Source organism: Halomonas marinisediminis, assembly GCF_004347715.1.
GTDB classification, from domain to species: Bacteria; Pseudomonadota; Gammaproteobacteria; order Pseudomonadales; family Halomonadaceae; genus Halomonas; species Halomonas icarae.
In genome coordinates this window covers 12231-28876 of sequence record NZ_SLTR01000024.1, presented here as the reverse complement: position 1 = coordinate 28876, position 16646 = coordinate 12231, and the positions used below count along the sequence as shown (strand labels likewise).

The window sequence follows — 16646 nt, the reverse complement described above, 5'->3', positions numbered from 1 at the left end:
TGTCGTTATCTCGGAGTTGTGGTATCGGCCAGGATGGCCAGGCGGGGCCCGGCCATTTCTCGATCACCAGGTCCATCTTTCAGGTATAGCAGGACCGGCGAGGCAGGCTGGGGCATTCAACGTAATTCTATCGAATAAGGTTATAGCACCCCCGCCTCGAGTCCCGCGGCCATGGCCATGGCGAGCTCCTCCACCTGCTCGGTGAAGGACTCCTGCCATTCGCCGCGCAGGATCAGCGGTTCCTGCGCCCAGCGCCAGCGCAGGCCGGTGGTGATGCTCTCCACGGCGCGTCGCGTGCCGGTGCCGTCATGGCCGGCGCGGACATAGAGGGCACAGGGCAACCCCTGGGTCTGTTCGAGGACCTCGTAATAGCTTCTGTCGAAGAAGTCCTTCAGGGCACCGCTCATATAGCCCAGGTTCTCGGTGGTGCCGAGCAGGATGGCATCGCAGTTACGGACGTTCTCGGGGCCCGCCTCGAGGGGCGGCTTGACGATCACCTCCACCCCTTCGATCTCGGGATGGCGGGCGCCCTGCTCGGCGGCTTCGCGAAGCCTGAGGGTGTTGGGTGAGGGGGCATGGGCAACGATCAGCAGACGCTTGGGCATGTTGACAGCTCCTCGTTTGTTTCCCAGGCTACGTTGACGTTCGTCTGTCTTCAATCAGGAGGATTACCGATGGCATTCGCCCTGTCGACCCTGCGCCTCTCCAGTCCCGCCTTCGAGGACGGAGGCGCCATTCCAGCCAGGCATACGGGGGAGGGCGATGATCTCTCGCCGGCGCTGGTCTGGCAGGATGCCCCCGAAGGCACCAAGGGCTTCGCGCTGATCTGCCATGACCCGGATGCCCCCCTGGTGCAGAACGGTACCTACGGCTTCGTGCACTGGGTGCTCTACAATATACCCGCGTCCACCACCAGCCTGGAGGAGGCGACCAGCGTCGGGACGCGCGGCAAGAACGACTTCGGCAGGCTGGGCTATGGTGGCCCCATGCCGCCGGAGGGGCATGGGGCCCATCGCTACTACTTCTGGGTGCTGGCGCTGGACAAGCCCACCGATGATCTGCCCGAAGGGATCTCCCTGCGAGATCTGCTGCTCAAGGTCGAGCCGCATCTGCTCGGCATGAACCGCCTGGTGGGCACCTACCGGCGCGGCTGATCCCGACCCTGCAAGTGGTCCGACCCTGCAGTAGCTGGCCCTGGAGTAGAGAGACGAGCGCCCCGGCATCATATGATGCCGGGGCGCTTTGCCATGGGGCCGGGAAAAAAGCGCGGGTTATTCGCTCAGTGCCTCGAGCAGTACCTTGGCGACCGCCTCCGAGGAGGGCGGGTTCTGGCCGGTAATCAGGCGGCCGTCGCGGCAGGTGTAGGGCGCGAAGTCGTCCGCCTTGGAGTAGTCCGCTCCGGCGGCCTTGAGGGCGTCTTCCACCAGATGCGGTACCACCTCGGTCAGGCCCACGGCGTCCTCTTCACCGTTGGTGAAGCCGGTGACGCTGCGTCCACGGACGAGTGGTTCGCCCTCGGTGTCACGCGCATGAAGCAGGACGATGGGGGCGTGGCACACCGTCGCCACCGGCTTCTGCTGGGCCCAGAAGGTCTCGATCAGGCGGATGGAGTCGGGGTTGTCCACCAGATCCCAGAGCGGACCGTGACCACCGGGGTAGAAGATGGCGTCGAAGTCGTCGGCGCTGACCTCGGACAGGCGCCGAGTAGTGGCCAACTGCTGCTGGGCCTCGGTGTCCTGCTTGAAGCGCCGCGTGGCGTCGGTCTGGCTCTCCTCGGCATCGCTCTTGGGGTCCAGCGGCGGCTGGCCACCGGCGGGGGAGGCCAGCACCACCTCGGCGCCGGCGTCGAGGCAAGCGTAGTAGGGCGCCGCCAGCTCCTCCAGCCAGAAGCCGGTCGGCTCGCCGGTGTCGCCCAGGCGGTCGTGAGAGGTAAGGACCATCAGGATGCGTTGGCTCATGAGAATCTCCGTGTCAGTGGTGCTGCATGTCTGGAGTGTCGAGGCCAGTGTGACGCAATAGGTGGGCGCAGGGGAATTGAAGTTTGCCTATGGCTGGCATGCAGGCTCTCCATTGCCGTCGGCGAGGTGCTCGATGACATGGCGCGGCTGCCAGCGTTGCCATCGCGCTCCCAACGCAAGCCTACCTTCCTGCCTATGCTGTATCCCCGCTCGTCAAACACGACGGCTCCGTGATAAACGTATCTTACACGTAAGATATCGCTTACATTTGCGCCGAAAATAACCGGTCACCCAAGAAATAGTAGAGAATTACACTTATCATGGAGCTCATATTCGGCCATGCAGAAGGGCAGGCGGTATGCCAGAGATAGCCACCAGGCATGATAAGCGGAACCCGCCCCATCCACTCCAACGGTTTTCAAAGGAAAGCCGCTTGCGGAGCAATGGATTCGTCATGTTGAACACTGGCGGGGCATTGCCATGCTGGTCGTAGGAGCCCGATGTATCGGGCGATTGGCCGCTTTCGACCCAAAGTGGCGATGCTGGCAAAGGCAGCATGCTCGTTTATTGGTGTTGTATAGCTATGTCAACGAAAAATCAATGGTTTGAGATGGCGGTATAGGAATGTTGAACGCGCGCTTGTTCAAGTCAATAAACGACCACGCTGTCTAATAGCTGTTTGCAGTCAAGTTGAGTTCAAACGAATTTTCAAGGAAATGAAACGTGCGTAAGAATAGAATTCCAGTGTCAACAGTAAAAACAGGATGTATGCCATTCAATAGCGGGCAAAAAGCCGATGAAGGTTACAATGTGGGTGAAAACCCGGTTAAAGAAAATGGATACTATGTTTCTACTTATAACGAAGCCCTCGAGGCGCTAAGAAAAATGAAAGTTGCTGGTTGGAGAAACTATGGAAGCGGCAATAACGGTGGTGCTCGTCAAGCAATTGGTTGGGTAAAGGAAGCCGATGCAAAAATGCTGCTAGCTGAGAGAAATCCAGAAGTGAGAGCCGAGAAATTTAAGAAGTTAACAGATGTCATTCAATAAACTGTTAACAAATTGCTCCACACGGGCGCCTACTGCTACGTTCGTTTTTGTGCATTCCGCTACGCTCCACTTTTGCACAAAAACGCACTCCGCAACGGTCGCCGGTGAGCAAGGCGTTATACATCAGAAAAATCTCAATGGCCGCTCCTGGCCGATAGCAGCCATATCGGCTACCACGATGAAGACTTGGACAATCACTTCCCATAGGCTGGCCTGACCATCGCCGACCTAAAGAGGTAACCAGGCCATGCAGTTGGTAGAGTGTGAATCGCGCCAGTCGCCGGAGATTCAGGCGCTGTTTGCTCGTACCTTTTCCGCTGCTGAGGGGCCGGCAGAGGGTGAGCATGTTGCGGGCCTGGTGCGCAAGCTGATGGCCGATAGTGCCCCCGAGGATGTCCTGGGCTTCGTGGCCATGGAGCAGGGCCGGATCATGGCCGGCATCTTCTTCTCGCGGCTGACGTTCGATCCCCCAGTCACGGCCTTCCTGCTGTCACCGGTGGCCGTGCACCCCGACCACCAGGGCCGGGGCATCGGGCAGCGCCTGATCCGCTTCGGTCTCGAGCGGCTGAAGGCGACTGGCGCGACGCGAATCTTTACTTACGGAGATCCTGCCTTCTATTCGCGGGTCGGCTTTACACCCGCGCCCCTCGAGACGGCGCCCTTCAGGCTCTCCCATCCCGAAGGCTGGCTCGGTCAGGCGCTGGATGGCGGCGAGGTCATGGCCCTAGCCGGGGTACCGCGCTGTGTCGCGGCATTCGACGATCCCGCCTACTGGTAAGGTATGTGGTAAGGAGTGCCATGCTGCGGCCTTCGCGCGTTCGATGAGGCCCTGGGGCCGAATCAGCCGCGGCGGCGGGCCAGTTCATAAAGGAGAATGTCGATGTCCGAGCTTCCACTGCTCAAGGTCTATTACGATGCCATCTGCCCGCGCTGCCGCAAGGATCGCGCTCGCTACGAGCAGTGGGCGGGAGAGGCCGGCGATCGGGTGGTGTGGTGCGATGTGACCGAGCATCAGCAGATGCTTCGCGACAAGGGGATCGATCCCCAGGCGGCGCTGCTCTCGCTGCATGTGGAAGAGGAGGGCGGGGACATCGTGGAGGGGATCGACGCCTATATCCTGCTGATGCGGCGGGTGCCGCGCCTCAGGCCGCTGGCCTGGCTGATCGGCCTGCCGGGGCTCAAGCCGTTGCTGCGCCGCCTCTACGATGCCTGGGTCAGGCGGCGCCTGGCGAAGCAGGGGCGCCTGCCCTGAGCTCCACTGGCGTCAAGCCTCGCCGTTGAGGGTGATGATCAGCCGTCGTGGTCCGCCGTGGTCGCGGTGCTCGCCGAGCCAGATGCCCTGCCAGGTGCCCAGCGCCAGGCGGCCGTCGCGCACCGCCAGGGTCAGCTGGGTGCCCAGCAGGCTGGCGATGACGTGGGCCGGCATATCGTCCGGCCCCTCCAGGGTGTGGCGGAAGTAGGGCAGGTCATCCGGGACCAGCCGGCGCAGGAAGGCATCCATGTCATGGCGCACATCGGGGTCGGCATTCTCGTTGAGGGTCAGCGAGGCCGAGGTGTGCTGCAGCTGCAGATGCAGCAATCCCATCCGGCAGTGGGTCAGCTCCGGCACGGCCTCGGTAATGCGCTCCGTGATCGGATGGAATCCCCGCGCCAGGGCGGGAAGACGGATCTCCTGCTGGTGCCACATGGTCTTGTGCTCCTTGTTGTCAGCTGTTGTCAGCGATAGCCCGCCATCAGCTCGCGGATCAGCGGGGTATCGGCATCGCGATGGGTGGGCAGCTCGAAACGGGCCGCGGCGAGGGGCGGCCCCGTCTCGAGTCACTCCTCCCCCCGGGCCTCGCGCTCCTGGGGCAGCAGGGCCGAGTGGATCAGGGCGTTGACCGGGGTGGCCACGCCGGCCTCGCGACCCAGGCGCACCACGGCGCCGTTCTGGGAGTGCAGCTCGGAGGGGCGGCCGGCCATGATGTCGCGCTGCATGGAGGCGGTGCTGGCCTCCGGCAGGGCGTCGACAAAGCCCAGTGCGCGGGCCTCGGCGTCCGCAGGCAGCGCTACGCCTCGCGCCCGGGCCACCGCCGCGATCTCGGCCAGGACCTGCTGGATCATCACGCGGGTCTCGGGCAGGCGGCGAGTTACCCCGATGGGGGCGCGGGTGATGCTGCCGATGCCGCTCATGGCGCAGATGAACAGGAACTTGCTCCAGACCGCGGCCTGGATATCGTCGGGGATCTCGGCGGTGACGCCCTGGGCCGCATCGAAGGCGGCCTTGAGCCGCTCACAGCGCTGGCTTTTGTGGTTGTCACGCTCGCCGAAGCGTACGAACGGGGAGACGCCGGCATGCTTGATGTGCCCGGGGGCGGCCTTCCAGGCCAGGATGCCGCACAGACCCTCGAGCACATGCCGCTCGCCCAGCGCCTCGGCCAGAGTGTCGGCGGCCTCGACGCCGTTCGCCAGCGGCACCACCAGGGTCTCGGGGCCCAGCAGGGGGCGGATCGCCTCGGCGGCCTCCATGACCTGCCACGCCTTGACCGCCACGATAACCGCATCCACGGCTCCCACCTCGCGGGGATCATCGGTGGCGCTTACCCTGGACAGGTGCAGGTCGCCCTCGGTGCTCGAGACCCTGAGACCCTCGCGGCGCATGGCCGCCAGGTGCTCGCCGCGGGCGATGAAGGTGACCTCGTGGCCGGCCTCGGCCAGGCGTGCGCCGAAGTAGCCACCCACGCCGCCACTGCCCATGATCGCGAAACGCATCCCTCACTCCTCATTTGGACATGTTCAGGCAGAGCCTACACCGCCACGGCGTCGGCGGCACGGCCGGTTCAGCGCTCGCGGCGTGCCGACCAGTGACGCTGCATCTCCAGGAAGGTGAGCGAGGCCGACCAGGTGATCAGCATGAAGCCCAGCAGCGCCTCGCTGCCGGTGATGAAACGCAGCGGACCGGTGGGGATAAGGTCGCCGTAGCCCAGGGTGGTGTAGGTGATGGCGGAAAAGTAGACGAAGTCGAGAAACTGCAGTGTGGCGATCCCCTCGAGGCTACCGGCCAGAGGGTGCTGGGCGAGCAGCACCATGCCGACGGCGAACATCCAGATTTCCGTCACATGGGTGGCAAAGAGCACGAAGCTGAGCATCAGGAAGCGCCGGCGCAGGGTGCCGCGGGCACGCTCAAGGCTACGCCAGAGCCGCATCGACACCTCGTAGTGGAGCAGGATGCAGAGGACCACGACGATCAGGGTCACGATCACGGCCCAGAGATGGCCGGCATCCAGGTGGGCATCGAACACGGTTGGACTCCGCTGGTCGGTAATCGTCAGCCTAGCGTGATCGATGGCTGGCGTTAAGACCCGCGTATCGTCAAGACGCCTCGTCGAAACGGCTGCTAGGATGGAGCCACCGGCCTTCTCGAGTGCCATGCCTGGAGATGTTGCGATGAAGAAGACCTCCTCCGAGGCGTCCCCACTGGACGACACCCTCTCGCCGCTGGCGCTCAAGCGTGTCGGCATCGATACCTATCGCGAGCATGTGGCCTATCTGCACCGCGAGTGCCACCGTTATCGCGCCGAGGGCTTCCAGGCACTCTCCAAGGTCGAGGTGCGCGCCGATGGTCGCTGTATCCTCGCCAGCCTCAACGTGGTCGATGACCCCGGCATCGTCGACTGCCAGCAGCTGGGGCTCTCCGAGGATGCCTTCGCCTCGCTGGGCCTGGAGGAGGGGCGGCCGGTAAGCGTCTCCCAGGCGGAGCCACCGGCGTCGATTCCCGCCCTGCATGGCAAGATTCGCGGCGAGCGTCTCACCCGCGACGACTACCGGGCGATTATTCAGGATATCGCCGGGCTACGTTACTCGAAGATCGAGCTGACCGCCTTCGTGGTGGCCTGTGATCTGGGCGAGCTGGATCGCGAGGAGATCTTCTACCTCAGTGACGCCATGTGTCGGGTCGGACGCCGCCTCGACTGGCACGAGCATCCGGTGGCCGACAAGCACTGCATCGGCGGCATCCCCGGCAACCGGACCTCGATGCTGGTGGTGCCCATCGTCGCCGCCCATGGGCTGCTCTGTCCCAAGACCTCGTCGCGGGCCATCACCTCGCCCTCGGGCACCGCCGATACCATGGAGGTACTGGCCACTGTCGACCTGCCCTTCGACACCCTGGGGGAGATCGTGCGTCGCCATCGTGGTTGTGTGGCCTGGGGAGGCAGCAGCCAGCTCTCGCCGGCCGATGATGTGTTGATCTCGGTGGAGCGCCCGCTCTCCATCGACTCGCCGGGCCAGATGGTGGCCTCGATTCTCTCCAAGAAGGTGTCCGCCGGCTCCACCCATCTGCTGCTGGATATTCCCGTTGGTCCCCATGCCAAGGTGCGGTCGATGCCCGAGGCCCGCCGGTTGCGCAAGCTGTTCGAGTTCGTGGCCGGACGCATGGGGCTGACCCTGGAGGTGGTGATCACCGATGGCAGCCAGCCGATCGGCCGTGGCATCGGTCCCATGCTAGAGGCTCGCGATGTGATGCGGGTACTGACCCATCATCCGGACGCCCCCATGGAGCTGCGCCAGAAGGCGCTGCGGCTGGCCGGTCGGATGCTCGAGTTCGACCCCGATGTGCGCGGCGGTGATGGTTTCGCGATCGCCCGGGATATTCTCGATTCGGGGCGTGCCCTGGACAAGATGCAGGCGATCATCGAGGCTCAGGGAGCGAAGGCCTTCGATCCCGATAACCCGCCGCTGGCGAGGCATCGCTTCGAGGTGACGGCGCCCCGGGGCGGTGTGGTGGTCGCCATCGATAACCTCAAGCTGGCGCGTGTCGCCCGGCTGGCCGGGGCACCCAAGGCCACCGGGGCAGGCATTGATCTGGCCGTGCGACTCGGTGATGTGGTCAGGCCAGGCCAGCCTTTCTATACCGTCTATGCCGCCTATCGCAACGAGCTCTCGCTGGCCCATCAGTCCAGCGAGCGCGATAGCGGCATCACCCTGGGAGAGCATGACGAGCTGCCCCAGCTGAACGTGGAGATGTGACACCGTGAGCCGAGATCGCCGAGCCATGCTGCTCCACTTCGCCGACGAAGCCGCCGCGGCGCGCCGCCTGGCCGCTGCCTCCGGTTTGCAGGCGCTAGCCGTCGACCGCCACCGCTTCCCCGATGACGAGCTCAAGCTGACCCTGCCTTTCGCCGAGAAGGGCGCCTTTCCCGAGACACTGGTGATCTACCGCAGCCTGGACAGGCCCAATGACAAGCTGGTGGAGCTGCTGCTGCTGGCGCGCCACGCCCGCCGCCAGGGCGTGGGACGCCTGCTGCTGGTGGCGCCCTATCTCGCCTATATGCGCCAGGATATCGCCTTCCATCCCGGCGAGATCGTCAGCCAGACCATCGTGGGAGGCTTTCTGGCGGAGCTGTTTGATGGGGTGGTCACGGTGGACCCCCACCTGCATCGTATCGAGCGGCTTGAGCAGGCGATCCCCCTCGAGCATGCGCTGGCCCTGTCCGGCGCCCCGCGGCTGGCCGAGCTGGTCGCCGAAAGGCGCCCCGCAGCGCTGCTGCTGGGGCCCGATGAGGAGGCGGGGCAGTGGGTGGCCAGGGCGGCCGAGGTCACCGGCGGTGAGCATGGCGTGTGTCGCAAGGTGCGACACGGTGACCGCGAGGTGTCGATTCAACTGCCCGACATCCCCGTGGCGGGACGCGAGGTGGTGCTGATGGATGACGTGGCCAGCTCAGGGCATACGGTGGCCCGTGCTGCCGAGGCGCTGTTGGCGGCCGGCGCGGACTCGGTGGATGTGGCCCTGACCCATGCTCTGTTCGCCGAGGATGCCCTGGCGGTGATTCGTGCGGCCGGGGTGGGCCAGGTATGGAGTACCGACTGCATCGCTCATCCGAGCAATGCCATCGACATGGCGCCGGTGCTGGCCGAGGCCCTGGCCCGGCTGCTGGGACGGAGGTAGCGAGGGGCACCAACGCAAGCGCCGCCCCGAGGGGCGGCGCGGATAACAAGCCTTGGCGTTGCTCTGAAGCGTTCCAGGCGTGTCGCGTATCAGGCGTAGGCCTGACGCGGCATGAAGGCCTGAAGACTCTCCAGGCTCATGACCTTCCAGCCGGTGTCAGGCTGGTCGGTGCGAAAGCCGATATCGTAACCCTGGTCGGTCAGGCGGGATTGCCAGAACTCCTGGGTGGCCAGCTCCTCGGCCTCATCGGAGGTGGCCGCATGGAAGATGCCGCCACCGAGATGCTGCTCCTGACCGCGGGGATGAATGGCAAAGACATCGACGAGAAAGGCGTGCATGTCGCTCTCACTGACTGGTGACTGTGAGGGCATCATAGCCCTTGCCTGTCGGAAATGAGAGCGAACCCTGATTCCGTTGTGTTACCTCCCATGTCGGCGCTGCATCATTCCTCGGCGGCATGGTCGATGCCACAGACGATAGCGCCCTGAATGCCAGGCATTCGGGGCGTCGCGGGCCGTCCCTCGTGATCAGCCTTCCTGGTTCTCTTGCGTGCTCTCGGGCTTGTCACCGCCGCGGTGGGTAAGCGGGCTGGCCGTGTCGAGGCGCGGGTGGTTGTCGAGGAACTCGCGATGCGGATCGGGCAGGGCGTCCAGCGCCTGGAGGCTGCGAGTGATCGCGTGGATCGCCGCTGTCACATCCCGGGTATTGCCGGTCTCGGAGATGGTATGCATGTTGCGAATCGGGAAGCCGATCGAGGTGGCCGCGCAATCCACCGCGGCGAGCACGCCGGCCATGCCGTCGGTACCGGTGTCGACGCCGACGATATCGCGCTGCATGGGGATGGCGTGTTCCCGGGCGGTGCTCTCGATGATGCGATTGAGCTGTTCGCTGGCGATGGAGCCCACCGACATGGTGAAGCCCTTGCCCATCTCCAGTGGCTGCATGCGGCGGTCGCCGATGCCGGGGGCGGCCACGTAGTCGTGGTTGACGTCCACGGCGATGATGGCGTCGGGCTCGAGCTCGCCGGCGAGCACCCGGCTGCCGAAGCGGCCGATCTCCTCATAGCTGGCGATGGCGAACATCACCCTGACCTTCTCGGTGCCTCCCGCCTCGGCGATCAGGCGTGCCACCTCGGCGGTGACGAAACAGCCCAGGCCGTTGTCGAGGTAGGCGCCGTAGAAGGTATCCGGGCTGAAGCCGTGACGGATGGGGCGCTCCAGCAGGATGGCATCGCCGGGGCGCACGCCCAGGTTCTCCACCTGCTGCTTCTTGTTGTCGCCATGGATCTGCAGGTCGAGGTAGAGCTGCTCCTTCTTGATGCCCTTGTCGCCGCTGCGTTGGGCGGGATCGGAGAAGTGAATGGCGCCCAGCGCCTCCACGGTGCCACCCTGGATACGACGGTAGCTGCCCGGCGCCTCGGGGTCCTCGCTGAACAGGGTCACCTCGTGGCCGACCAGCACATTGGGCAGGAAGGAGTCACTGTTGATCCAGATCTTGCCGTCCTCGCCGATGGAGCGAACCTGCATGCGGATCTTGTCGGCGTGCCCGATGATCATCACCTTGAACAGATCGTCGCGCCCGGGGTGGGTGTCCAGCACCACGCTGGCGTGCCCCTTGAACTGGTGCAGCCGCCAGCCTTCGGGAGCGAAGCTATCGAAGTGGGGCTTGAGCACGCCGTAGGTCATGGCTCCTTCGAGCCCCACGGGGCTCGGGGCGGCGAGAATCTCGCGCATCAGCTCGAACTGCTCGTCGGGCATGGGGGCGGTCCAGGGGGTAGAGCTCATTCGTTACTTCTCCTTGTGTGCCGGGTGACACGGCCGGTGCCCCTGGTGTCCGGGGCTTCGTGATATAGGCCAGGCGTGCCGGCAGTGGCTACCTTATGGATGTTCCCCCAAGCTTATCATGGAGCCAGCCAGGCCCTGCAGGGGTCGAGGGAGGTCACTGGCCCTCGTAGGAGGGGAGCGATGTCACCATTCGGTGGGAAGGAGTTCGCATGCAAGGGCACAAGCGTAGCGATCTGGAGGCGGAGCACCATCCGGAGGCCATCCGCCGCCGGCTGCAGGGCGGCAATGCCGGACAGAGCCTGCCCGACGCCATCCTGGGTGGCATCGACGGCTGTGTGACGACCTTCGCGGTGGTTTCCGGTGCCTTCGGGGCCGGCTTCTCGGCCACCGTGGCGCTGGTACTGGGGTTCGCCAACCTGCTGGCCGATGGCTTCAGCATGGCGATCAGCAACTATGAGGCGATCAAGGCACAGCGCGAGCATGTCGACGGGGTGCGCCGCGATGAGCACCATCATATCGATGTGATTCCCGAGGGGGAGCGCGAGGAGATCCGCCAGATCTTCATCGCCAAGGGCTTCGCCGGCGAGACCCTCGAGCGGGTGGTCGAGACCATCTGCAGCGACCGTGAGCTGTGGGTGGAGACCATGCTGCGCGAGGAGCATGGCCTGCAGACCGAGGGTTTGAGTCCTCTGCGCTCGGGGCTGGTCACCTTCGCTGCCTTTCTGGTGGTGGGGGCGGTGCCGCTTCTGCCCTACGCCGTGCCCGGCCTGACGGTCAATGTGCAGTTTCTCTCCAGCCTCGCGCTCGCCGGGCTGATGTTCTTCCTGATCGGCATGGGCAAGAGCCTCGTCTATCATCAGCCGATGCTGACCTCCGGCGTGCGTACCCTGCTGATGGGCGGCGCGGCGGCGGGATTGGCCTTCCTGACCGGTCACCTCGCTCAGGCGCTGTTTGGGGTTGGCGTCTGAAGGCTTGACGCGGATCAAGGCGACTCGGGACCGTGGCCGTGGAGTGTCGATCTCTACTCCCGGTGTCTTACCTGGTCATTATTATCCGGCTCCTCCGGAACCCCAGGTTCCACGAAAGCTGCACGGTGAAAGGTTGCCGCGGCTTCCACCTCTGCTATTCCACGTCGCCCGGGTTCCGGTGGGACCTCTCCTGCCAGCACCTTCAGCACCGAGCGTACCCCGCGTGACAGCGAGATGAGGTTGTAGCCACCCTCGAGCACAAAGACCAGCCGTCCCCCGCACTGCTCACGGGCCAGGGCCTGGAGGATACCGGTCATGGCGGCAAAGCCATCGTAGGTGACATTCAATGCCAGGTCGTGGCTGTGGGGGTCGAAGCCTGCCGAGACCAGAATCAGGTCTGGTCGGAACCATTGCGCCGCGGGCACCAGGATCTCGCGGAAGGCCTTGAGATAGGCGGCATCACCGGCGTCGGCGGGTAGCGGGACATTGACGTTGGTACCATCGCCGAGACCATCCCCGACCTCTTCGAGGCTGCCCGTGCCGGGGTAGAAGGGGGCAGCACGATGGATATCGAAGAACAGCACGTCGGGGTCGGCCCAGAAGATGTCCTGGGTGCCATTGCCGTGGTGGGCATCCCAGTCGACGATCATCACCCGCTCGCAGCCCAGCACCGCGCGGGCATGGGCGGCGGCCACCGCCACATTGTTGAACAGGCAGAAGCCCCGGGCGCGCACCGGCTCGGCGTGATGCCCCGGTGGCCTCACCAACGCGAAGCTGCTCTCCGTTTGCCCCTTGAACACCGCTTCCACGGCGGCGATCGCCGTGCCTGCGGCCACCTCGGCGGCCTGAATGCTGCCGGGCGAGACCGCGGTGGTATCCACGTCCAGCCAGACGTTCTGGCCGCGTAGTCGGAAGATACGGTCCAGGTAAGAGAGGGTGTGAACCCGTGCGAGCTGTTCCCGGGTCGCGGCCATACCCGTCTCAAACCTCATGCCGGAGACCGGCTCCTGTTCGAGGAGGTGGCGAATGGCGGTAAGCCGGGCGGGGTGTTCCGGGTATTTCCAGGGCACGCCGAGCCCTGACAGCAGCGAGCGGATACGCGTGTCCATGCGCCCAGGCAGGAAGGGCACCTCAATGTCGGGCTCGTGGGCCAGCATGCGTTCATCATAGAAGGCGATGACTCGGTTCTGTTCGCTCACGGCAAAGGCTCCCTGATGGGCGAGGCTCCACTGGGCGTGGGCGCGCTCATCTAGCATAGACGTGACGGCGGCGCTTCGTCCGGGCCGTTGGTCGTCTAACGCGGTCGAGTGTCAACGCACGGGGAGACAGCGCGGCAGGCTGTCATGCAGCGTGCGCGGCATGATGCCGAGATCGGCGAAGCTTCCCGCGTCCGGGTCGGCGAGGTTGTCGCGCTGCATCAGCACTACCTGGTCCCGCGTCAGGGGCGGTGAGGGTAGCGGGGAGAGCAGGGTAGCGGCGAGGCGCCAGACGAAGAAGGGCAGTGGCAGCAGTCGCGGATGGCGCTCGAGTTCCTAATTGTCGGGTCCCGTGTGATTGACAACCCGTTTGGTAAATAGCTCAGATTTCATGCTCTGTGTGCAGCAGGTTCAGCGCGGATGTGCAGATGCACCGCGCAGGCCACCCGCAGCATGGAAGCGAGATTGGGTACCGCTCCCTTGGTTGCCATGACCTCGCCATAGAGCTCGCTGATGAACCGTCCGGTAGACAGTTGCTGGTCGTGGGCCAACTGGTCGAGGATCTCCCAGAACTCGTTTTCAAGTCGAACGCTGGTCACGCTTCCCTGAAGGCGCACCGAGCGGGTGGTGCACTCGTAGCGTTCCGGCTCGGTAGATGCATAGACATGGCACATGGCTTCTCTCTTATATTCATTTTTTTCACAGACATTGGCCACGCACCGGCACCTTGCCGAGATGGCCTCAATCCGACATTGCCGCCTGTTGTGGCCCTTTAGCATTAGACCATCGTCGATGTAGTACCCCGCTGTTACCCGGCGAAGCATTGCTGGCCATATGCTCTCCTTGGGTGACCGCTTCCGCTGGTCACCCCATGACAACAAGAGTCGGTGCTCGATTCCTGCAATCGTCGTGCCCTAATCTAGAGAGGTCAGCCATGAGTTCACCCACCCTGTCGCGCCGCGTCTTCCTCAAGGGAAGTGGTGGCGTTCTGGCCGGCACCCTGGCCTTCGCCGCCGGGCCCATCTCGTTTCTCGCCCCTTCGCGAAGCTGGGCCATGCCACTCGATACTCTCAGCACTCGCCAGGGAGAGGTGCTGTTGGGGGTCGCCAAGCAGATGTTCCCCCATCCTGGCCTGGAGGATGCTGTCTACGCCCACGTGGTGAAGAGTCTCGATCGCAAGTCGGCCGATGGTTTGATGCTCGGCATCCTTCACGATGGCATTGTCGAGCTCGACCGGTCTGCCGGGGGAGACTGGCTGGCTCTGAATGATGCCGCGCGACTCGAGCACCTGGCCCCCTTGGCCGGTACACCCTTCTTCGAGACCATCCGTGGCGATGCCGTGGTTTCCCTCTACGACAATCCCCTGGCTTTCGCCCACTTCGGTTATCAGGGGGCCGAGGGCGATGGAGGCTACCTGACCAAAGGATTTAATGATCTTACCTGGCTGCCTGATCCACCGCAGCCCCAGGGTGGCTATCTGCCCTTCGAGGAACCGACGGCCTGACGCGGACCAGAACAACAATGCATGTGGAGACGCCAAGATGGCAATGACCGATAACCAGAAGACCTTTGCCCATGACGATGACAGCGTCGTTGTCGTGATCGGGTCTGGGGCTGGGGGGGGCACCCTGGCCAACGAACTGGCTCAGCAGGGCATCAATGTGGTGGTCTTGGAGGCTGGCGCCCTGCACACCACGGCCGACTTCCTGGCCGACGAGTGGGCTTCCTTTGCTCAGCTCGCATGGCTCGACACGCGCACCACCTCCGGCAGTTGGCGACTCGCCAAGGACTTTCCGAACCTGCCGGCCTGGATCGTCAAGGCAGTGGGTGGGACCACGGTTCACTGGGCAGGCGCGAGCTTGCGCTTCCAGCCTCATGAATTTGCGGCTCTCTCGACCTATGGGGACGTCGCGGGTGCCAACCTGCTCGACTGGCCACTCACCTACGACGACCTGGCACCCTATTATGACCGTGCTGAACAGCGCATGGGGGTGACCCGCACTAACGACAACAAGGGGCTGCCTGGCAACAACAACTTCAATGTGATGTACAACGGAGCGAAGAACCTAGGCTACTCATGCAACACCGGGCACATGGCCATCAACAGCGCGCCCCGCGATGGACGTGCCGCCTGCCAACAGCGGGGCTTCTGTTTCCAGGGCTGCAAGACCGGCGCCAAGTGGTCGACTCTCTATACCGAACTGCCAGAAGGGATTGCGACCGGCCACCTGGAGCTTCGCCCCGAGTCCCATGTGGCACGCATCGAGCACGATGATAGCGGCAAGGTAACGGCTGTTGTCTACTTCGATGCCGACGGCAACGAGCAGCGGCAGAAGGCGCGGTTGGTGGCAGTGGCCGGCAACTCCATCGAAACGCCGCGCTTGCTCCTCAACTCGGCGAGCACGATGTTCCCCGAGGGACTTGCCAACGGTTCCGGCCAGGTGGGACGCAACTACATGCGCCACATGACTGGCTCGGTCTACGCCACCTTCGACGAGCCCGTGCACATGTATCGCGGTACCACCATGGCCGGCATCATCTCCGATGAGTCACGACACGATCCTGAGCGGGGATTCGTGGGCGGGTACGAAATGGAAACACTGTCGCTGGGCCTTCCGTTTATGGCGGCCTTCCTCGACCCCGGTGCCTGGGGACCGCGCTTCACCGGCGCGCTCGACCAGTATGAGAACATGGCCGGCATGTGGCTGGTAGGTGAGGACCTGCCTCAGGAGAGCAACCGCGTAACCCTAAACTCTGACGTCACAGACCGCTACGGCCTTCCGGTGGCCAACGTACATTACGACGATCATCCCAATGACATTGCCATGCGCGAGCACGGCTACCGCCAGGGGGCCGAGCTATACCGCTCGGTGGGGGCTCGGGACATCTACGAGGTGCCACCTTACCCCTCGACCCATAACCTGGGCACCTGCCGGATGAGCGAGCGCCCCGAGGACGGCGTCTGCAACGGGTTCGGACAGGCTCACGAGATCCCCAATCTGTTCATATCGGACGGCAGTCAGTTCACCACCTCGGCGGCGGAGAACCCCACCCTGACTATTGTCTCCCTGGCGATCCGTCAGGCGGAGTATATCGGGGAACTGATGCAGCGCGGCGCTGTCTGAACCCTTCGCCCCCGGCCGAGGCCGGAGGCGCCTTTTCGCAGAATGCTTCCTATTGGCAGCACGATTTCGAGCTACACGGCAAGGAGATCCCATGAGTTTCACCGGTGAACAATACCCCGGAGTAAAGGCCCCCACCTCCGACTCCGATGGCTTCCTCCTCAACCACACCATGCTCAGGGTCAAGGACCCCGAGAAGGCGCTCGCTTTCTACACTCGGGTGTTCGGCATGCGCGTCATGCGTCGCCTCGACTTCGAGGAGATGCAATTCTCGCTCTACTTCCTGGCCCGTCCGGAGGCCGGCGAGGCGGTACCGGAGGAGAGTGGCGAGCGTACCGTCTGGACCTTCAGTCAGCGTGGCCTGCTGGAGTTGACCCACAACTGGGGCACCGAGAACCAAGAGGGGCGCATCTATCACGATGGCAATGCCGAGCCTCAGGGCTTCGGCCACATCTGCTTCAGCGTTCCGGACCTCGAGGCCGCCGAGGCGTGGTTCGACGCCAACGATGTCGAGTTCGTCAAGCGCTCCGACCAGGGCAAGATGAAGAACGTGGTCTTCGTGAAGGACGTCGACGGCTACTGGATCGAGGTGGTCCAGGCGGATCGCCTGGCGGCACTGGGCGACTGACGCCGTTCCGGCGCGCC

19 protein-coding genes are annotated in these 16646 nt (G+C 64.2%); 10 read left to right on the top strand and 9 right to left on the bottom strand.

Translation table 11 applies throughout. From position 1 onward, the window contains the following. Positions 1-140: 140 nt before the first annotated feature. On the bottom strand, positions 141-605 hold the full coding sequence (locus E0702_RS14620; RefSeq protein WP_132045127.1) for a flavodoxin family protein: 465 nt from the start codon (positions 603-605) through the stop codon (positions 141-143). Positions 606-674: 69 nt separating this feature from the next. Between E0702_RS14620 and E0702_RS14615 the strand changes: the two genes are divergently transcribed. Continuing rightward, positions 675-1154 carry a YbhB/YbcL family Raf kinase inhibitor-like protein gene (locus tag E0702_RS14615; protein ID WP_132045125.1) on the top strand — a complete coding sequence of 160 codons (480 nt, stop codon included), beginning with the start codon at positions 675-677 and terminating at the stop codon, positions 1152-1154. A 117-nt stretch (positions 1155-1271) separates the two neighbouring features. On the opposite strand, the gene E0702_RS14610 is transcribed toward E0702_RS14615, so the two are convergent. Continuing rightward, entirely contained in the window at positions 1272-1958 is a 687-nt protein-coding gene (locus E0702_RS14610) for a type 1 glutamine amidotransferase domain-containing protein (RefSeq protein WP_132045123.1), read from the bottom strand. Between the two features lie 723 nt (positions 1959-2681). Between E0702_RS14610 and E0702_RS14605 the strand changes: the two genes are divergently transcribed. The 3 genes from E0702_RS14605 to E0702_RS14595 all read left to right on the top strand — a co-directional run bounded on the left by E0702_RS14605 (position 2682) and on the right by E0702_RS14595 (position 4257). Further along, positions 2682-3005 (top strand): hypothetical protein, encoded by a 324-nt coding sequence (locus tag E0702_RS14605; RefSeq protein ID WP_132045121.1) that lies wholly within the window; start codon positions 2682-2684, stop codon positions 3003-3005. 247 nt (positions 3006-3252) lie between these two features. Continuing rightward, positions 3253-3783 carry a GNAT family N-acetyltransferase gene (locus tag E0702_RS14600; RefSeq protein ID WP_132045119.1) on the top strand — a complete coding sequence of 177 codons (531 nt, stop codon included), beginning with the start codon at positions 3253-3255 and terminating at the stop codon, positions 3781-3783. Between the two features lie 102 nt (positions 3784-3885). Next, the gene (locus E0702_RS14595; protein ID WP_132045117.1) at positions 3886-4257 is read left to right on the top strand and encodes a thiol-disulfide oxidoreductase DCC family protein; all 372 of its coding nucleotides are present in this window, start codon (positions 3886-3888) and stop codon (positions 4255-4257) included. Between the two features lie 12 nt (positions 4258-4269). Here E0702_RS14595 and E0702_RS14590 read toward each other — a convergent pair whose 3' ends face one another. From E0702_RS14590 to E0702_RS14580, 3 genes are all read right to left on the bottom strand, one after another. After that, positions 4270-4692 (bottom strand): secondary thiamine-phosphate synthase enzyme YjbQ, encoded by a 423-nt coding sequence (locus tag E0702_RS14590; protein ID WP_132045115.1) that lies wholly within the window; start codon positions 4690-4692, stop codon positions 4270-4272. 131 nt (positions 4693-4823) lie between these two features. Continuing rightward, positions 4824-5756, bottom strand: coding sequence for a 2-dehydropantoate 2-reductase (locus tag E0702_RS14585; RefSeq protein ID WP_132045113.1), 933 nt, complete (start codon positions 5754-5756; stop codon positions 4824-4826). A 68-nt stretch (positions 5757-5824) separates the two neighbouring features. Further along, positions 5825-6286, bottom strand: a complete 462-nt coding sequence (locus E0702_RS14580) for a potassium channel family protein (RefSeq protein ID WP_240721773.1) — start codon at positions 6284-6286, stop codon at positions 5825-5827. A gap of 145 nt (positions 6287-6431) precedes the next feature. Here E0702_RS14580 and E0702_RS14575 point away from each other — a divergent pair, with 145 nt between their 5' ends. Both E0702_RS14575 and E0702_RS14570 read left to right on the top strand, forming a co-directional pair. Then, a complete protein-coding gene (locus tag E0702_RS14575; protein ID WP_132045109.1) occupies positions 6432-8012 on the top strand; it encodes a thymidine phosphorylase family protein in 1581 nt (526 codons plus the stop codon). A gap of 4 nt (positions 8013-8016) precedes the next feature. Beyond that, positions 8017-8931, top strand: a complete 915-nt coding sequence (locus tag E0702_RS14570; protein WP_240721772.1) for a ribose-phosphate diphosphokinase — start codon at positions 8017-8019, stop codon at positions 8929-8931. An 89-nt stretch (positions 8932-9020) separates the two neighbouring features. On the opposite strand, the gene E0702_RS14565 is transcribed toward E0702_RS14570, so the two are convergent. Then, on the bottom strand, positions 9021-9269 hold the full coding sequence (locus E0702_RS14565) for a hypothetical protein (RefSeq protein WP_132045107.1): 249 nt from the start codon (positions 9267-9269) through the stop codon (positions 9021-9023). A gap of 189 nt (positions 9270-9458) precedes the next feature. Then, positions 9459-10715: a M20/M25/M40 family metallo-hydrolase gene (locus tag E0702_RS14560; RefSeq protein ID WP_132045105.1), complete on the bottom strand. Its 1257-nt coding sequence runs from the start codon at positions 10713-10715 to the stop codon at positions 9459-9461. 209 nt (positions 10716-10924) lie between these two features. Between E0702_RS14560 and E0702_RS14555 the strand changes: the two genes are divergently transcribed. Further along, positions 10925-11683: a VIT1/CCC1 transporter family protein gene (locus tag E0702_RS14555; protein WP_132045102.1), complete on the top strand. Its 759-nt coding sequence runs from the start codon at positions 10925-10927 to the stop codon at positions 11681-11683. Between the two features lie 53 nt (positions 11684-11736). On the opposite strand, the gene E0702_RS14550 is transcribed toward E0702_RS14555, so the two are convergent. Together E0702_RS14550 and E0702_RS14545 are read right to left on the bottom strand one after the other, a co-directional pair. Next, positions 11737-12882 (bottom strand): histone deacetylase family protein, encoded by a 1146-nt coding sequence (locus E0702_RS14550; protein ID WP_240721771.1) that lies wholly within the window; start codon positions 12880-12882, stop codon positions 11737-11739. Positions 12883-13268: 386 nt separating this feature from the next. Beyond that, complete coding sequence (locus E0702_RS14545) at positions 13269-13595, bottom strand: ribbon-helix-helix domain-containing protein (protein WP_240721770.1); 327 nt, start codon at positions 13593-13595, stop codon at positions 13269-13271. A gap of 218 nt (positions 13596-13813) precedes the next feature. On the opposite strand from E0702_RS14545, the gene E0702_RS14540 reads away from it, so the two are divergent. From E0702_RS14540 to gloA, 3 genes are all read left to right on the top strand, one after another. After that, a complete protein-coding gene (locus E0702_RS14540; RefSeq protein ID WP_132045098.1) occupies positions 13814-14383 on the top strand; it encodes a twin-arginine translocation signal domain-containing protein in 570 nt (189 codons plus the stop codon). 37 nt (positions 14384-14420) lie between these two features. Then, a complete protein-coding gene (locus tag E0702_RS14535; protein WP_132045096.1) occupies positions 14421-16004 on the top strand; it encodes a GMC family oxidoreductase in 1584 nt (527 codons plus the stop codon). 91 nt (positions 16005-16095) lie between these two features. Next, entirely contained in the window at positions 16096-16629 is a 534-nt protein-coding gene (gloA, locus tag E0702_RS14530; protein ID WP_132045094.1) for a lactoylglutathione lyase, read from the top strand. Positions 16630-16646: the final 17 nt, after the last annotated feature.

What these genes read in the sequence shown, in the direction of transcription:
- E0702_RS14595 (WP_132045117.1), top strand. Translation starts at nt 3,886, where the DNA reads ATGTCCGAGCTTCCACTGCTCAAGGTCTATTACGATGCCATCTGCCCG.
- E0702_RS14620 (WP_132045127.1), bottom strand. Translation starts at nt 605, where the DNA reads ATGCCCAAGCGTCTGCTGATCGTTGCCCATGCCCCCTCACCCAACACC.
- E0702_RS14535 (WP_132045096.1), top strand. Translation starts at nt 14,421, where the DNA reads ATGGCAATGACCGATAACCAGAAGACCTTTGCCCATGACGATGACAGC.
- E0702_RS14565 (WP_132045107.1), bottom strand. Translation starts at nt 9,269, where the DNA reads ATGCACGCCTTTCTCGTCGATGTCTTTGCCATTCATCCCCGCGGTCAG.
- E0702_RS14600 (WP_132045119.1), top strand. Translation starts at nt 3,253, where the DNA reads ATGCAGTTGGTAGAGTGTGAATCGCGCCAGTCGCCGGAGATTCAGGCG.
- E0702_RS14610 (WP_132045123.1), bottom strand. Translation starts at nt 1,958, where the DNA reads ATGAGCCAACGCATCCTGATGGTCCTTACCTCTCACGACCGCCTGGGC.
- E0702_RS14585 (WP_132045113.1), bottom strand. Translation starts at nt 5,756, where the DNA reads ATGCGTTTCGCGATCATGGGCAGTGGCGGCGTGGGTGGCTACTTCGGC.
- E0702_RS14560 (WP_132045105.1), bottom strand. Translation starts at nt 10,715, where the DNA reads ATGAGCTCTACCCCCTGGACCGCCCCCATGCCCGACGAGCAGTTCGAG.
- gloA (WP_132045094.1), top strand. Translation starts at nt 16,096, where the DNA reads ATGAGTTTCACCGGTGAACAATACCCCGGAGTAAAGGCCCCCACCTCC.
- E0702_RS14575 (WP_132045109.1), top strand. Translation starts at nt 6,432, where the DNA reads ATGAAGAAGACCTCCTCCGAGGCGTCCCCACTGGACGACACCCTCTCG.
- E0702_RS14555 (WP_132045102.1), top strand. Translation starts at nt 10,925, where the DNA reads ATGCAAGGGCACAAGCGTAGCGATCTGGAGGCGGAGCACCATCCGGAG.
- E0702_RS14590 (WP_132045115.1), bottom strand. Translation starts at nt 4,692, where the DNA reads ATGTGGCACCAGCAGGAGATCCGTCTTCCCGCCCTGGCGCGGGGATTC.
- E0702_RS14540 (WP_132045098.1), top strand. Translation starts at nt 13,814, where the DNA reads ATGAGTTCACCCACCCTGTCGCGCCGCGTCTTCCTCAAGGGAAGTGGT.
- E0702_RS14615 (WP_132045125.1), top strand. Translation starts at nt 675, where the DNA reads ATGGCATTCGCCCTGTCGACCCTGCGCCTCTCCAGTCCCGCCTTCGAG.